Origin of the sequence: Bacillus sp. AR8-1 (assembly GCF_008042345.1) — a bacterium.
Taxonomy (GTDB): Bacteria; Bacillota; Bacilli; order Bacillales; family Bacillaceae_G; genus Bacillus_A; species Bacillus_A cereus.
This window is the reverse complement of record NZ_QNUB01000019.1, coordinates 117,584-134,388: the sequence shown is the minus strand read 5'-3', so window position 1 is coordinate 134,388 and position 16,805 is coordinate 117,584. Positions and strand designations below refer to the sequence as shown.

The window sequence follows — 16,805 nt, the reverse complement described above, 5'->3', positions numbered from 1 at the left end:
ACGAAAGAAATTACCAATTTGTGAAAGATTTCATAGAAGGATGATTTAAAAATTAAGTGAAAATAAAAAGAGGAAGCAACTTGTATAAAGTTGCTTCCTTTACTATTCAAATTTCGTTGTCATCGTTCCAGTTTTATATTGATTATTAGGATCGAAACGTAATAAATCTCCATAAATTAATTTATCGGAGAGTTTTAATTCTGTTTTTGCTTTTTCAATATACGGCTGACATAGCGTCATATCAGCTTCTTCACCCGTACTTCTTTTGTAGCACATATTTTTTGTATAAACATACTCTTCAGAAACAAAGCTACCATCACGCATTACCATAAGCGGGTCTTTTTCTTTAATAAATAAGTCAGTTCCAAATTCAACGGATTTATTTGTTTTAATACCAAGTAAATGAAGGAGCGTTGGTTTAATATCAATTTGACCAGATACTTTAGAAACAACTTTTCCTTCTTGACCAGGCACATGAATAATAAGAGGAACTCGTTGTAATTGCATAGAATCGAATGGTGTAATAGTATCTTTTCCTAGGAACTGTGCCATAGCTGCGTTATGGTTTTCGGAAATACCATAATGATCACCATAAATGACAATAACGGAATTATCATACAGTCCTTCTTCTTTTAATTGTTTAATAAATAATTTAAGAGCTTCATCTGTGTAACGAACAGTTGGGAAGTAGCGGTTTACAACACCACTTTCTGAGTTGAATTCATCAACATATTGGTCTTCCGGATTTAGAAGAAACGGAAAATGATTTGTTAATGTAATAAATTTTGTATAGAACGGTTGCGGTAAAGATTTTAACTTTGGAATAGATTGTTCAAAGAACTGTTTATCTTTTAATCCCCAACCGACAGACATTTGTTCCGTTCCTGCGTAATCATTTAAATTAAAGTAACGATCATATCCAAGCGCAGGATACATTACATCCCGATTCCAAAACGTTTTATCATTTGAATGGAAGACGGCAGAAGAATATCCGTATTTCTTTAATTGTTCTGGTGTCGCTGTGTATTCGTTTGTTGCATGAGTAAAGAATACAGAACCACGATCTAGCGGATAAAGTGAGTTTTCAACGATAAATTCAGCATCAGAAGTTTTGCCTTGTCCAGTTTGATGATAGAAGTTATCGAAATAGAAACTATCCTTAATAAATTCATTTAAAAATGGGGTAATTTCTTTTCCATTTATTTTTTTATTAATAACAAAGCTTTGTGTAGATTCCATTGAAATTAAAATTACATTTTTACCTTTTGCAGCTCCAAATAAGTTTTTATCAACTTGTTTGTCTTTTGAGTCTGTATAGTTTTTGATTTCAGAAAATCCATCCCCACTTGCAAATACACGCTCAGCTGAAGACTTGGATTGAAGTGTAATATCAAATAGATGATATGTGTATAAACCTAAATTCTTTACGACGGTTTGACGGTCAAATGAGCGCGAGAACATTTGTGGTTTATAAATAACTGATACAACAATTTGTAGTGCTAATAAAGCTGTTACACCGCTAAAGAAAGTTCGCTTCTCTGAGCGGGAAAGTGGTGTTTTGTCGCCAAATGATGGGAATTTACGCGAAATAAACATTAAAATAATTGCATCTGCAAATAAAAGTAATGTTTTGTACGTAAAGAGTTCTTTTATACTTGTCCCTAAATCAGCCATATTGTTTGTTTGGAATAAAACCGGGAAAGTAACGAAATCGTTATAGAACCCATAAAACATTGCGTTTCCAAATAAAATAAATGACAGTATAAAACTGATTCCAATTATAATTCGGTTTCGGTACTTAGATGCAAGTAAAGCTAAGCCGAAAAATAAAAGTAACGCAGCTAGTGGATTAATAAAAAGCATGAATTCTTCAAAGAAATTATCAATTTTAATATCAAATGCTAGCTTGTACACAATATATGTTTTAATCCATAGTAAAACGACTGCAACGAGTGCAAATCGCAGTTTTGGAAACAGATGTTGTAGCATAATATACTCCTCTCCTAAAAAGCATGACAGTTCTTGTGAGCCAGTTTGCTTAACGACTCATTTTATATATACGAACAGTCCTTTGTTATTATGATTATTATACTATGAGTATCATTATACGAAAATAAAAGAGAGTTGTGGGCTTTTTTATAATAATCGAGTAGAAAAAGAGTGGTGGGAGACAATAAAACAGAATTTCTATGTATGATAATTATCGTACGTAGAAAGAATCGCGTGATAATACGGAGGTTATAATGCGAAAATTATTATATTTTATAGCATGCAGTAGTGTTATACTTTTTACCTCACCGAGTGTGTCAATAGCTCAATATGATGCACCTCTTATGGAAGATGCACTTTATTCTGTTTTATTTCCAAAAATAAATAAAGCAATTGAAAAACAATATGGAAGTTTGAAACCGTATCAATGCCCTAAAATTATTAGTTTAAAAAAAGTGTATAGCGGTACATATTTATTTCAAGCAAGTATTGAAGTGACAAAGTATGAACGTGTTGCTGGGAAAATTGCTCCCCCATTTGAGAAGGTAACGATTACATTTAATAACGAAGAAGGCGAATGGGAAGTGACAAAGATTTCAGTAAAGCGCTTACCAAATGATACAAAATTAAACTGTAAAAAAACAATATAAAAAATTGTTTGACAAATAAAATGGTCCTTTGGTATTGTTAATAGCAACAATTAGATGTTTGAAAATTAAATAGACTTACCTCATCTACTCTCAAAGGTAGAGGCCGCGATAGGAAAGAGTAAGCTATGGGAGATTTCATGGAATCTGTGATCATAGGCTGAAAGGGACTATTGCCGAAATATAAGAATAACCATCTTATTCATATATTGGGACTACATTGAATAAATGTAGTACTGTCATAAGATTTATTTTATGGAGAGCTATTTGGAGATGTTGATGCGGTTTCTTATTTTGAGGAGATAACAACTCGTTTATTTTTTCAATATATATTTTTCCTAATAAGAAACGCGTGTGAACATTGTTCCGCGCGTTTTTTGTCTATCTAAAAGCGTGCTGCAATGAATAGAAGATTGGGGTTATGAGTTTTAGAGGAAATAAGGGAGGAATTTAAATGTATTTACACGGCACAAGCCGAATTAATGGGCAAGGACACTTAGAAATTGGAGGGTGCGATACGACGCAGCTAGCAAAGCAATACGGAACACCACTTTATGTATACGATGAAGAGTCTATTCGAGGAAAATGCCGAGCATTTCATCGTGCTTTTAAAGAAAGTGGTTTCTCTTATCAAGTAGCATATGCAAGCAAGGCGTTCTTGTGCATGGAGATGTGCCGAGTAGCTCGTGAAGAGAATATGTCATTAGACGTTGTTTCTGGAGGAGAATTATATACTGCGCTCCAAGCAGGATTTCCAGCATCACGTATTCATTTTCATGGAAATAACAAAACAGAAGAAGAGATAGTGATGGCTCTTCAGGCGAATATCGGTTGTTTTGTCGTAGATAATTTCTTTGAATTAGAAGTTTTACACGATTTAGCGATGCAACATGGAAAGTTTGTGAACATATTAATTCGTGTAACGCCTGGAGTAGAGGCGCACACACATGAATATATTACAACAGGCCAAGATGATTCGAAATTTGGATTTGGCGTTTCAAACGGTCAAGCGATGCAGGCAATTGGATTTGCTTTACAAAAATCCAATTATAATGTGCTAGGGATTCATTCACATATCGGATCGCAAATATTTGAAACAGCTGGCTTTGTTCGAGCGATTGAAGTTCTTCGCCAATTTTTAGAAGAAGTGAGAGAGCAAACAAACTATGTAGTAAAAGTGTTAAATGTAGGCGGGGGATTTGGAATACGCTACACAGAGTCGGATACACCGTTAACTCTTGAGACATATGTGCGAGCTGTAACAAGTGCAGTGAGAGAACAATTTACTGTATGTGAATATCCATTGCCAGAAATATGGATTGAACCAGGCCGTAGCATTGTAGGTGATGCTGGGACAACAATTTATACAGTTGGATCTGTGAAAGATATTCCTGGTATTCGGAAATATGTATCAGTCGATGGTGGAATGACAGATAATTTAAGACCTGCTTTATATAGTGCGCGTTATGAAGCAATGTTAGCGAATCGAGGGAATGATGAGAATGAGGAACTCGTTTCGATTGCGGGGAAATGTTGTGAGAGCGGAGATATGTTGATTTGGGATATTCATTTACCGAAAGTCGCTTCTGCTGATTTACTAGCAGTTTCCTGTACAGGAGCCTACGGGTACTCGATGGCGAATAATTACAATCGGATTCGAAGACCAGCCGTTGTCTTTGCAAAAGGCGGAACATCGCAAGTAGTTGTGGAACGCGAAACATATGAAAATATTATTGGGAACGATCGCATACGTATTAAAGAGCTTGTTTAAATAGAAAAAGGGGTTGTTCGGATGGGCAATTCCTTTTTTGTAAAATAAAATAATTAAAATATATCGGAAAACTAGGATTGAAAAAAATCAGAATTGTGATAAAATACAAATACAAAGCTTATCAAGAGAAGCGGAGGGAACTGGCCCGAAGAAGCTCGGCAACCTGCTTATAGAAAGCAAGGTGCTAAATCCAGCAAAATGGAATCCATTTTGAAAGATAAGGTAAAATATATTACCGAACAGTCTTTTCGAAATGGGAAAGATTTTTTTTATGAATAAAAAGGGGGGCTGTTCGCGTGGGTGTACGGGAACATTTTGATGAAGTATCCGAGAAGATTGAAGCGATGCTTGCTGATATGAAATATGGCTCAATTACAATTGTTGTGCAAGATGGAAAAGTAATTCAGTTAGAGAAAAGTGAAAAAGTACGTTTAAAGTGAAAAGCGCTGACTAGAAAAACTAGAGGCGGTTTTAACCTATTTTCATTAGGTTAAAACCGTCTTTTTGCTTTTACAGGGGGAAAAAACATGTTGACGTATGAAACGTGGGAAGAAAATGTTGTTTCGTTTTCGGAAGAAGATGAAACAAAAGGCGCGTTATCAGTATTAAATTGGGCTTATGAAGAGTATAAAGATGAAATCGTCTACGCATGTAGCTTTGGGGTGGAAGGTATGGTATTGCTGCACCTTATAAACCAAGTAAATCCATCTGCTAAAGTTGTATTTTTGGATACAAATGTTCATTTTCAAGAAACATATGAATTAATTCAAAGAGTGAGGGAACGATTTCCTTCATTGAATATTATAGAAAAGCAGCCAGAACTTACACTTGATGAACAGGCGAAGTTGCATGGTGAAAAACTGTGGGAGAGCAATCCGAATCTTTGTTGTAAGATTAGAAAAATTTTACCTTTAGAAAAATCATTAGTCGTGGAAAAAGCATGGATATCGGGCTTAAGAAGGGAACAATCAGAAACACGTAAGCATACAAAGTTTATAAATCAAGATCATCGTTTTCAATCTATTAAAGTTTGTCCACTCATTCATTGGACGTGGAAAGAAGTTTGGCGATATGTATACAAACATAGCTTGCCGTATAACCCGTTGCATGATGTTGGCTATCCAAGTATTGGGTGTGAGAAATGTACTTTACCTGTAGGGGATGGTGGCGATTCAAGAGATGGTAGATGGGCTGGGAAAGTGAAAACCGAATGTGGTCTTCATTATCAATAAGATGAATCTTGAAATAAAGCTAAGAGGGGATATAGAAAATGAGCACAGTAAACGAATTAGTAAACCGTATAGATGAGACATATGATATATCACAAATTGAAAAAGAAATTAAATTAGACAACATTGCTTTAAGTGATTTAGAACTATTGGCGACAGGTGGATATAGCCCGCTTACTGGTTTTTTGGGGAAGGAAGATTATGATTCAGTCGTAGAAACGCTTCGTTTAGCAAATGGTAGTGTGTGGAGTATACCAATTACATTACCGGTAACAGAAGAAGTCGCAGAAAGCCTGAAGACCGGAGAGGAAGTAAAGCTTGTCAACAATGGAAATATATATGGTGCTATTAAAATAGAAGATATTTTCGTACCAGATAAAGAAAAAGAAGCGTTACTTGTATATAAAACAACGGATGAGGCTCATCCAGGAGTGAAAAAATTATATGAACGACCAAACGTTTACGTTGGAGGAACTATTATTCTAACAAAACGCTTTGAAAATAATCAATTTCCTTCTTATCATTTAGACCCAATTGAAACGAGAGAAGAATTTAAAAAACGTGGGTGGAAAACAGTAGTCGGATTTCAAACGAGAAACCCGGTACATCGTGCCCATGAGTATATTCAAAAATCTGCTCTTGAAATTGTAGATGGTCTCTTTTTAAATCCACTCGTTGGAGAAACGAAATCGGATGATATTCCTGCTGATGTAAGAATGGAAAGCTATGAAGTACTCCTTCAAAACTATTATCCGAAAAATCGTGTCTTTTTAAGTGTATTTCCTGCTGCAATGCGTTACGCAGGACCAAGAGAAGCGATATTTCATGCGTTAGTAAGAAAGAATTTTGGATGTACCCACTTTATTGTAGGACGTGATCATGCCGGAGTAGGAGATTATTACGGAACATACGAAGCGCAAGAAATCTTCACGAATTTTACGATAGAAGAGTTAGGCATTACACCACTATTCTTTGAACATAGTTTTTACTGCACGAAATGTGAAGCGATGGCTTCAACAAAAACATGTCCGCACGGAAAAGAAGATCATGTTATTTTATCAGGTACGAAAGTAAGAGAATTATTAAGAAACGGTGAGATTCCGCCAAGTACATTTAGTCGTAAAGAAGTAGTAGAAGTGCTAATTAAAGGTTTAAAAAAAGAAGTAGTAACAGAATAGGGAGAGAACGAGATGGATACGAATATTACTTGGCATACAGCTTCGGTTTCAAAAGATGAGAGAAGATTGAAGAATGGACATCACAGTTTTGTAATTTGGTTTACTGGTTTATCAGCTTCGGGTAAATCTACAGTAGCGAATGCGGTCGCTCGTAAACTGTTTGAAAAGAATATTGGAAATTATGTGCTGGATGGGGATAACATTCGCCACGGTTTAAATAAAGACTTAGGATTTTCTGAAAGTGATCGCATGGAAAATATAAGACGTATTGGCGAAGTGGCAAAGTTATTTGTAGATCAAGGAACAGTTGTCCTTACAGCATTTATTTCACCATTTCGAGTAGACCGCAAACAAGTAAGAGATTTATTAGCGGCAGATGAATTTATTGAAATTTTTGTGAAGTGTCCGATTGAAGAGTGTGAGAAACGTGATCCGAAAGGGCTTTATAAAAAGGCAAGAAAAGGTGATATTAAGGATTTCACAGGTATTGATTCGCCTTATGAAGAGCCAGAGCAAGCAGAATTAATTGTAGAAACGCACAAATATTCTATTGAAGAATGTGCAGAACAAATCGTGAAGTACTTACAAGAGCGTAGTTTTATCCCGCTATTTGCCGGGAAGTAAAATTCCTACCTCAAAGTTCGATTGGGGCAAGGAAGTTAGGTGGGGGTCGGGCTGCCCGTAAATACCCGATTGGTTAAGGCTAATAATCAGCGTGGGATGAACAAAACTCTACTGATTAAAGTTTCACTTTATATAGGGGGATTTAAAAATGAGTTATGAAAAAGTATGGGCTAACAATGAAAAACTAAATCAAACGGAGAAAAATAAATTAGAAAAAGATGGCTTAGAAATTTTTAATGATATTCCTTACTATGCGGAAAATGGATTTGAATCTATTCCGAAAGAAGAGTGGGATGCTTTTAAATGGGCGGGATTGTATTTACAACGTCCAAAAGAAGCTGGTTATTTTATGATGCGGGTAAATATTCCGTCAGGGATTATTACAAATGCGCAGGCAGAAGTACTTGCTTCTATCGCTGAGGATTATGGACGTGATGTAATAGATATTACTACGAGACAGGCGATTCAGTTTCACTGGTTAGAAATTCAGCAAATACCAGATATTTTTAAAAGATTAGCAAGAGTTGGATTATCTTCAGCGGGGGCTTGTGGTGATATAACGCGGAATATTACAGGTAATCCGCTTGCTGGAATTGATGCAAATGAACTATTTGATACGACACATATTGTGAAAGAGGTATATGACTATTTCCAACATAATGAAGAGTTTTCTAATTTGCCACGTAAATTTAAAATGTCTATTAGTTCTAATATTTATAACTCAGCAAACGCAGAGATTAACTGTGTTGCATTTACACCTGCTACGAAAGAAATAGATGGTGATAAAAAAGTTGGTTTTCATATAAAAGTAGGCGGAGGATTATCAGCCCGTCCATATTTAGCTGATGAATTAGATGTGTTCGTTTTACCAGAAGAAGTGAAGGCAGTGGCAATTGCGATTGCTACTATATTCCGTGATTTTGGATATCGTGAGAAACGTCATTTAGCCCGTTTGAAATTTCTTGTTGCGGACTGGGGAGCAGAGAAATTTAAAGAGAAACTAATAGAGTATACAGGGCCTTTACAAAGTAAAGGGGAAAGTGCACTCAAAGGATGGAATGCAGGCTATTTTTATGGTGTTCAAGACCAAAAACAAGAGGGATTAAAATATGTAGGTTTTAATGTACCGGTAGGTCGTTTACATGCAGAAGAAATGTTTGAGATTGCAAGAATCGCAAAGCAATATGGAAATGGACAAATTCGTACATGTAATTCACAAAATTTCATTATTCCGAACGTTCCTCCGGAAAATGTAAAAGGATTACTTAGTGAACCGTTGTTTGAAGCGATATCTGCAAGCCCAAAATCATTTATTGGTCATGCGGTTTCATGTACCGGTATTGAATATTGTAATCTTGCACTAGTAGAAACGAAAGAAAGATTACGAAAAATTGCAGAATACTTAGATACACAAATTGCACTCGATGTTCCAGTTCGAATTCATATGGTAGGCTGCCCAAATTCATGTGGTCAACGTCAAATTGCTGACATTGGGTTACAAGGGGTGAAAATGAAAACGAAGGAAAAGGGAATTGTTGAAGCATTTGAGATATATGTAGGTGGAACGTTGTTAGATGGCGGTGCCTACAATCAAAAGTTAAAAGGAAAAATAGATGGCGAGGATTTACCTGATGTACTCGCATCATTTATAAGTTATTTCAAAGAGAATAAATTACCAGCCGAAACATTTTATGATTTTGTAGGTCGTGTTGGTGTAGACACATTACAAATAGCGTTAAATAACGTGTTAGAAGAAGTCATAGCGTCTTAGGGGGGACAATATGGATTTATATCGATTTGAAGCTGTATTAGTGAGTGATATTGTTCCGATTGTTGTTGTTGCTCAAAGTGAAGAACAGGCATTTAAGCTTGCGGAGATTGAGCTTGAAAAACATTTTTTACCGTTGCCAGAGGTAAAAGAGATTTCTTTGTTTGAAAAAAAGAAGATTCGAAAAGGTGCAGCATTTGTTATTCATGAGTAGAGATTAGTAATACGAAAAAATAAAAACTTCCATTCTTATATACGAATGGAAGTTTCATTTTAATAGTAGAAATGAGGAGAGATGATGGGGAAGGTTTATATTGTTGGAGCGGGTCCTGGCGATCCAGATTTAATTACTGTTAAAGGGTTGAAATGTATTGAGAAGGCAGATGTTATTTTATACGATCGCCTTGTGAATAAAGAGCTGCTTTCACACGCAAAGCCTGACGCGGATTTAATTTATTGCGGGAAACTCCCGAATTATCACACGATGAAGCAAGAAACAATTAATACATTTCTTATTAAGTATGCGAAAAAAGGGAAAGTAGTAACGAGGCTTAAGGGCGGCGATCCATTTGTATTTGGTAGAGGGGGAGAAGAAGCGGAAGCATTAGCAAAGCAAGGTGTACCATTTGAAATCGTCCCAGGTATTTCATCTGGAATAGCTGCACCTGCTTATGCTGGTATTCCAGTGACGCACCGTGATGCAAGTGCAAGTTTTGCTATTGTGACTGGGCATAGGAAAGAAGGTGCTGAAGAAGAAGTGAAATGGGAAAGTTTAGCGAAAGGTGTAGAGACTTTAGCGGTATATATGGGGGTTAGTAATTTGCCCTACATATGTGAGCAACTTATGAAGCATGGAAAAGATAAAAGTACGCCAGCTGCTATTATTGAGCAGGGGACGACGTCTATGCAACGTACAGTTGTTGGGACATTAGGAACAATTGTAGATGTTGCGAAAAAAGAGCAAATTCAAAATCCGAGCATGATTGTAATTGGAGAAGTTGTCCGTTTTAGAGAAAAAATCCATTGGTTTGAGAAGCAAACGGAAAATGCTTATCAAGTAAGTGGAGTGTTGTAAAATGAAAGCCGTCTTATATATATGTCATGGAAGTCGTTTGAAGACAGCGAAAGAAGAGGCGATTCAATTTATTACATCGTGTATGAGTCGTATAGAAGCGAATATTCAAGAAGTTTGTTTTTTAGAGTTAGCGAATCCTTCTATTGAAGATGGTTTTCGTACATGTGTGAAGCGTGGGGCCACGGAGATTATTGCCATCCCTGTTTTTTTATTAGCGGCAGGTCATGTGAAGAAAGATATTCCATTTGAATTGGTAAAGCTCAAGAATCAATATCCGAATGTTAAAGTGACTTATGGTAATCCGTTTGGTGTATCAGAAACACTTATCAAATCAGTATATAACGGAAGTGGTATTGAAAAGGAAGGGAAGGCTGAAGTGACCCTTCTGCTCGTTGCAAGAGGAAGTAGTGATCCTGAAGTATTACAAGATATAAAATGGATCGCCTCTTTATTTCAAGCTGAGGAGAAAATTAAAAAAGTTGAGGTTTGTTATTTAGCGGCTGCGGAGCCGAAATTTGAGAGGAAATTGAAGGAAGTTGTAGAACGGGAAGTGGAGAACATCGTTGTGCTACCTTATTTGTTATTTACAGGTTTACTTATGAAACATATTGAGAAAGAAGTGCGCCAATATGCATTGGAAGAGATAAAAATCAGTCCATATTTAGGGAAGAATGAAGCGTTACAAGATATGTTAATTCAGAAAACGATGGAGTTATTGAAAGGAGATCAGTATGTATCCACTTACAGTGCGAGTTAATGAGAAACGCGTTGTTGTTATTGGTGGGGGAAAAGTTGCAGGATTTAAAATTATTCCTTTACTCAAACAAGGTGCGGATATAGTTGTGATCAGTCCAGAATTAGATGCGAATTTAGTAAAACTTGTGGAAGAAAAGAAAATTCGTTGGTATCAAAGAGAATATGAAAAAAGTGATATTAAAAATGCTTTTTTAGTTGTTGCAGCGAGTAGTGATTCAATATTAAATGAACAAGTTGCTGAAGATGCCGCAGAGAATCAATTAGTAAATGTTATTACAAATCCGGAAAGTGGTAATGTTCACTTTCCAGCAGCGATTCATCATGGTTTGCTTAATATAGCAGTTTCTACTGGGGGAGCGAGCCCAAAGCTCGCAAAAAAAATTCGAGATGAGATTGCAAATAAATATGATGAGACATATGAATCGTATTTAGATTTTTTATATGAAGTAAGGGTGAAGTTAAAAGATTTACAGTTAGAAAAGAGAGAACGAAATATATTACTCCAAGAAGTGTTGAAATCAGTATATGTGCAAAACGAGAGAGAAAGAGAAAGTTTTTTGCGAGAATTAGAGGGAAAGGTTTTAAAATAATAAAAGATAAAGTGCGCTTTACAAATATAAAAATATAATTTATAATCACAAGTAACTTCAATAGATGAAATCGATGAGCAAGAAGAGTACGTATATTTGATGCGTTCAGAGAGCTGGGATTAGGTGGGAGCCCGGTACGATAAATTATACAGAATGGGCTTGCGAGAGGTATGTTGAACATTGTAGTAGGCAACCCGGGTTCCGCCGTTAAAAGGATAGAGTATCGGAATTATTCCTGTACTTGAACAAGTGGGATTTATCAATCCAATTGAGGTGGTACCACGGTATTTACATTACATATATCGTCCTCTACATGCATATTTGCGTGTAGGGGACTTTTTTATTTTCTAAAGGAGGTGTGCGAGTATGAAATGAAAGTGTATAATCAACAAAAGTTTAAATATTCAGAAAAGGAGAATTTATGATGAAAGAAACACAGCAATGGACGTCGAAAATAGGCTTTGTACTCGCAGCAGCCGGAGCCGCAGTAGGTCTTGGTGCGATATGGAAATTTCCATATGTTGCAGGTAATGGCGGGGGAGGCGCATTCTTCCTTGTATTTTTACTTCTAACTTTATTTATAGGTATGCCTCTTCTAATAGCGGAGTTTGTTATTGGACGTAGCACGCAAAAAGAGGCGGTTACAGCTTATAAAGTACTAGTGCCAAATAGCAAATTATATCCTTGGATTGGTCGTATGGGAGTTGTTACTTGTTTTAGTGTACTATCTTTTTATAGTGTTGTAGGTGGATGGATTTTACTTTATTTATATTATAGTGTGACAGGAAGTTTCTGGAATGGAGTAGCTGATTATGGACAATTGTTCGGTGAAACGATTTCAAATCCGTTAAGTGCGATTGGAGCGCAATTTATCTTTATGCTTTGTACGATTTTTGTTGTAAGTAAAGGTGTAGAGAAAGGTATAGAAAAGGCAAGTAAGTACATGATGCCGCTATTATTTATTTTATTTATTGCGATTATTGTTCGTGCGTTAACACTCGATGGTGCTTTTGCTGGAGTAGAGTTCTTCTTAAAACCAGATTTTTCAAAGCTTACAGCAGATACAATTTTATATGCGATGGGACAATCTTTCTTCTCGCTAACTGTAGGTGCCTCGGTAATGGTAACGTATAGTTCGTATTTAAAGAAAGAGGAACATTTAGCGAAATCGGCAACATCTATTGTAAGTTTAACTGTTTTTGTTACAGTACTTGCAGGATTAGCAATTTTCCCAGCGATTTTCGCATTAGGAGTTAAACCGACTGAAGGACCGGGATTACTGTTTATCGTCCTTCCAGCAGTATTTGCAAAAATACCATTTGGTCAATTTTTCTTTATTATGTTTTTAATTTTATTCTTCTTTGCAACTTTAACATCAGCAATTTCAATGCTTGAAATTGTAGTAGCATCTGTTGCGAAAGGTAATGAGAAGAAGCGTCCGTCAGCATCATTATTAATTGGTATTCTTATTTTTGCAGTCGGTATTCCATCAGCGTTATCATTTGGGATTATGAGTGACGTGAAAATATTTGGGAAAACATTCTTTGATTTAGTCGACTTTTCGGTAAGTAACGTATTGCTGCCGTTAGGAGTACTAGCTATTTCATTATTTGTACCAAATAAAATGAGTAAAGAGTTGTTGATGAAAGAATTAGAAGTGACGGAAACGAAGGGGAAAACGTTATTTAACATTTGGTTCTTCTTACTTCGTTATGTCATTCCGATAACTGTAATAATTGTATTTTTAAATGTGATAGGTGTATTTAAAATGTTTGCATAAAAAAAGGCGGGGATCTCCCGTCTTTTTTTATGTTGTTGAATGTAATAGACGATTATACGCTTTATAGGCTGTGGTGACTGCGAGGAATGAACCGATTAAAAATAAAACTGATCCGCCAAATGTAAATATCCGGCCGATAAATGTCGCTCTAGCTTCTTCTATTTTTTGTTGTAATTGCGTATTCATATTGATCACCTCGTAAACTATAGGCATTTAGTTATAGTCTATGTAGAATGCCTATATTGTGTGAAGTGTAAATAAAAAACCTCGGTAGGTACCGAGGTTTTTTATAATCCGATATAAGGAGATGGATCGACTGCGTTTGTCTTGCCGACATTCCATTCTCCAAGATGAAGTTCGAAGTGTAAATGTTGTCCGTATGATTGGCCCGTGTTCCCCATAAATCCAAGCTGATCGCCTTGTTTTACAGTTTGTCCATTCGATACAGAACGGCTATTCATATGAGCATATACTGTCGTATATGTTTTTCCGTTTATACGGTGAGATAAATACACTACGTTTCCGTAACTAGATGATAATTCTGAGCGAATAACAACGCCATCTGCAGCAGCGATAATTGGAACCGTTCCCGAAGCGGCGATGTCAATTCCTTTATGGTTATCTAAAGAACGTACACCAAATCCGGAAGTTTTTGATCCAGCTGCTGGTTTGATAAAGCCACCGATGTTTGTATCATGTGGTGTTGGAGCTGCTTGAGTTGCTTGAGCAGATTTAGTAGCTTGTTGTTTGCGAGCCTCTTCTGCCTGGCGAGCTTCTTCCGCTTTACGAGCTTCTTCGGCCCGTTTTTCTTCTTCAATTGCTTTTTGCACAGCTTGACGTTGATTTTCTAAAATGCCTTTGGATTCTTCTAATCCTTCAATCTCTGAATCTACTTTTGCTACTTTCGTATGTAGATCGTTAATAAGAGTCTGTTGCTGCTGTTGGTTATTTTGTAATTCTTGTTGTTTTTGTTCTAGTTTTTGCTCAGATTCTTTCAGTTGTTGTTCTTTTTTCTCAACAGCTTCTTTTTCTGTAGTTACAGCATTTTGATCAGATGTTTGTTTTTTTACAATATCTGTATCGTTGTTTAATATTAAACTTACGGAGTACATATTATCAACAAGATCAGCAATGTTTGTAGAGTTTGTTAATACTTCTGTAATGATATTTGTACGCGGTTTTTCTTGCATAGATTGTAATCGTTGTTTAATAACTTCCTGACGTGTATCTATGTTTGTTTGTAATTGTTCTATATGTTTCTTTTTGTCAGTAATTACTTGTTGTGTTTTGCTAATTTCTTTTTTTGTATCATTTAATTCAGCCTCGTTTTTATTAATAGAAGTAGTTAATTCATCGATTTTCTTCTGTAATTCTTGAATTTCTTTTTCTATTTGTTCTTTCTCGACTGATTTATTTTGTAAGTCACTTTGTTTGCCTTCTAATTCAGATTGAATGTTAGATAATTTATCTTGATTTGTTTCAGCGTATACGGGTGAAAGTAACGGGGAAGCAAAAATCGTTCCTGCTGCTAAAACACTAAACGCTGCAAATTTCTTTTTCATAGTTGTCTGACTCCTTTCCCTATGAATGTTATATATCATAAGAAGAAGAGTGTCTATCGTTGTAATCATAATGTAAAGAAAACTTTATAAAATTGCTAAGTTTTGTCGGAATTTATCATTTTTCAACTTTAATTGTCATAGTACTTACATTTTATTTATGGCTGTAATAAAGGTATATTTTGGGATTTATATGTAAAATACAGGAGGAAAGTAATAGTTTTTATGGGGTGAAATAGTACTTAGAAAGCTAATAAAACACTAGTAAGGAATCGTTCTCATGTGAGGTTTTCTAACATGGGTTTATTTTTTGTCAAGAAAATTATTTGCATTCGGGCAAAGTTATTTTGTTGTCAGATTTTAAATTTTGATTTATGATTTTTAACAGGGACAAAATGTAGTGAATTGTCGAATAATATGTAATACTCTTAATTTCTTAGTTTTATAGAGATAGAATGAGAGATAGAGTGACACATCGAAGAGGGGGTTACAACAAATATGAAAAGAATAGGACTTGCATGGCAAATATTAATAGGGCTTGCGCTTGGTATTGCGGTTGGGGCGATTTTCTTTGATAATCCAGCTGTTGTTAAGTACTTACAACCAATTGGTGATATTTTCATCCGATTAATTAAAATGATCGTTGTACCGATTGTTGTAGCAAGTATTGTTGTTGGGGTTGCTGGTGTTGGCGATGTTAAAAAACTAGGTCGACTAGGCGGAAAAACAATTCTTTACTTTGAAATTATTACAACAATTGCAATTATTGTTGGTCTATTAATAGCGAATATTTTCCAACCAGGAAAAGGCGTAAATATGGAGCAGTTAACAAAGACAGATATTTCGAAATATACACATACGACAGAGCAAGTACAAAGTCATTCATTTGCAGATACGTTTGTAAATATTGTTCCAACGAACATTATGAAGTCATTGGCTGACGGAGATATGCTTGCTATTATCTTCTTCTCTGTACTATTTGGTTTAGGTGTAGCAGCAATTGGTGAGAGAGGAAGACCAGTTCTTCAATTTTTCCAAGGTGTAGCTGATGCAATGTTTTATGTAACAAACCAAGTTATGAAATTTGCACCATTTGGTGTGTTTGCACTAATTGGTGTTACAGTTTCTACATTTGGTCTTGCTTCATTAATTCCATTAGGGAAATTACTAATTGTCGTATATGGAGCAATGATCTTCTTCGTCGTAGTTGTCTTAGGACTTACAGCGAAAATATTTGGAATTAACATTTTCCAATTCTTTAAGATTTTAAAAGACGAGCTGATCTTAGCGTATTCTACAGCAAGCTCAGAAACAGTTTTACCAAAAATCATGGAGAAAATGGAGAAATTCGGTTGTCCGAAAGCAATTACATCTTTCGTTATTCCGACAGGTTATTCATTTAACTTAGATGGATCAACTTTATATCAAGCAATTGCAGCTATTTTCTTGGCGCAAATGTACGGTATTGATTTATCTATTACACAACAAATTACATTATTACTTGTATTAATGGTTACATCAAAAGGTATCGCAGGTGTACCGGGCGTATCATTCGTTGTATTATTAGCGACACTTGGTACAGTAGGTATTCCACCTGAAGGTTTAGCGTTCATTGCTGGTATTGACCGTATTTTAGATATGGCTCGTACAGCAGTTAACGTTGTAGGAAACTCTTTAGCAGCTGTAGTTATGTCTAAGTGGGAAGGTCAATATGACGCTGAAAAAGGACAAGCTTATTTAAAAGAGATTTCTGAAAAGGGTCAAGCTGCTTAATTATAATATGAACAAGCTCTCACATAATATGTGGGAGCTTTTCTGTATATAGAAGAGGAGTATACA

The 16,805-nt window shown here is 35.7% G+C and carries 16 protein-coding genes, 2 riboswitches and 1 other annotated feature; of the genes, 13 read left to right on the top strand and 3 right to left on the bottom strand.

Annotated features, from left to right (window positions below; all coding sequences use genetic code 11):
• Window positions 1–102: 102 nt before the first annotated feature.
• On the bottom strand, window positions 103–1,989 hold the full coding sequence (locus DN400_RS15740; RefSeq protein WP_000939088.1) for an LTA synthase family protein: 1,887 nt from the start codon (window positions 1,987–1,989) through the stop codon (window positions 103–105).
• Between the two features lie 254 nt (window positions 1,990–2,243).
• Between DN400_RS15740 and DN400_RS15735 the strand changes: the two genes are divergently transcribed.
• From DN400_RS15735 to DN400_RS15680, 12 genes are all read left to right on the top strand, one after another.
• Entirely contained in the window at window positions 2,244–2,639 is a 396-nt protein-coding gene (locus DN400_RS15735) for a DUF3888 domain-containing protein (RefSeq protein ID WP_001228820.1), read from the top strand.
• A gap of 89 nt (window positions 2,640–2,728) precedes the next feature.
• A riboswitch (Lysine riboswitch) is annotated at window positions 2,729–2,910 on the top strand.
• A gap of 180 nt (window positions 2,911–3,090) precedes the next feature.
• Window positions 3,091–4,407: a diaminopimelate decarboxylase gene (lysA, locus tag DN400_RS15730; RefSeq protein WP_000280643.1), complete on the top strand. Its 1,317-nt coding sequence runs from the start codon at window positions 3,091–3,093 to the stop codon at window positions 4,405–4,407.
• Between the two features lie 115 nt (window positions 4,408–4,522).
• A riboswitch (SAM riboswitch) is annotated at window positions 4,523–4,631 on the top strand.
• Between the two features lie 72 nt (window positions 4,632–4,703).
• Entirely contained in the window at window positions 4,704–4,847 is a 144-nt protein-coding gene (locus DN400_RS15725; RefSeq protein WP_000538896.1) for a YezD family protein, read from the top strand.
• Between the two features lie 87 nt (window positions 4,848–4,934).
• Entirely contained in the window at window positions 4,935–5,639 is a 705-nt protein-coding gene (locus DN400_RS15720; protein ID WP_000959018.1) for a phosphoadenylyl-sulfate reductase, read from the top strand.
• A gap of 38 nt (window positions 5,640–5,677) precedes the next feature.
• On the top strand, window positions 5,678–6,814 hold the full coding sequence (gene sat / locus DN400_RS15715; RefSeq protein ID WP_064531921.1) for a sulfate adenylyltransferase: 1,137 nt from the start codon (window positions 5,678–5,680) through the stop codon (window positions 6,812–6,814).
• A 12-nt stretch (window positions 6,815–6,826) separates the two neighbouring features.
• Window positions 6,827–7,438, top strand: a complete 612-nt coding sequence (gene cysC, locus DN400_RS15710) for an adenylyl-sulfate kinase (RefSeq protein ID WP_016513100.1) — start codon at window positions 6,827–6,829, stop codon at window positions 7,436–7,438.
• A gap of 148 nt (window positions 7,439–7,586) precedes the next feature.
• Complete coding sequence (locus DN400_RS15705; RefSeq protein WP_000119608.1) at window positions 7,587–9,209, top strand: nitrite/sulfite reductase; 1,623 nt, start codon at window positions 7,587–7,589, stop codon at window positions 9,207–9,209.
• 10 nt (window positions 9,210–9,219) lie between these two features.
• Window positions 9,220–9,420 carry a DUF3906 family protein gene (locus DN400_RS15700; protein ID WP_000366918.1) on the top strand — a complete coding sequence of 67 codons (201 nt, stop codon included), beginning with the start codon at window positions 9,220–9,222 and terminating at the stop codon, window positions 9,418–9,420.
• An 84-nt stretch (window positions 9,421–9,504) separates the two neighbouring features.
• Window positions 9,505–10,281 (top strand): uroporphyrinogen-III C-methyltransferase, encoded by a 777-nt coding sequence (cobA, locus tag DN400_RS15695; protein ID WP_065228512.1) that lies wholly within the window; start codon window positions 9,505–9,507, stop codon window positions 10,279–10,281.
• A gap of 1 nt (window position 10,282) precedes the next feature.
• Window positions 10,283–11,038, top strand: a complete 756-nt coding sequence (locus DN400_RS15690; protein WP_065228513.1) for a sirohydrochlorin chelatase — start codon at window positions 10,283–10,285, stop codon at window positions 11,036–11,038.
• Window positions 11,013–11,627: an NAD(P)-binding protein gene (locus DN400_RS15685; protein WP_053564909.1), complete on the top strand. Its 615-nt coding sequence runs from the start codon at window positions 11,013–11,015 to the stop codon at window positions 11,625–11,627. Before DN400_RS15690 ends, DN400_RS15685 begins: the two co-directional genes overlap by 26 nt.
• 64 nt (window positions 11,628–11,691) lie before the next feature.
• Window positions 11,692–11,940: a binding site (T-box leader), on the top strand.
• A gap of 111 nt (window positions 11,941–12,051) precedes the next feature.
• Entirely contained in the window at window positions 12,052–13,407 is a 1,356-nt protein-coding gene (locus tag DN400_RS15680; RefSeq protein ID WP_000665433.1) for a sodium-dependent transporter, read from the top strand.
• A 27-nt stretch (window positions 13,408–13,434) separates the two neighbouring features.
• Here the strand turns inward: DN400_RS15680 and DN400_RS29490 are convergent, their stop codons facing one another.
• Together DN400_RS29490 and DN400_RS15675 are read right to left on the bottom strand one after the other, a co-directional pair.
• On the bottom strand, window positions 13,435–13,593 hold the full coding sequence (locus tag DN400_RS29490; RefSeq protein WP_001095997.1) for a hypothetical protein: 159 nt from the start codon (window positions 13,591–13,593) through the stop codon (window positions 13,435–13,437).
• A 101-nt stretch (window positions 13,594–13,694) separates the two neighbouring features.
• Window positions 13,695–14,969: a murein hydrolase activator EnvC family protein gene (locus DN400_RS15675; RefSeq protein WP_000726083.1), complete on the bottom strand. Its 1,275-nt coding sequence runs from the start codon at window positions 14,967–14,969 to the stop codon at window positions 13,695–13,697.
• A 495-nt stretch (window positions 14,970–15,464) separates the two neighbouring features.
• Here DN400_RS15675 and gltP point away from each other — a divergent pair, with 495 nt between their 5' ends.
• On the top strand, window positions 15,465–16,739 hold the full coding sequence (gene gltP, locus DN400_RS15670) for a glutamate/aspartate:proton symporter GltP (RefSeq protein ID WP_000821130.1): 1,275 nt from the start codon (window positions 15,465–15,467) through the stop codon (window positions 16,737–16,739).
• Window positions 16,740–16,805 lie beyond the last annotated feature (66 nt).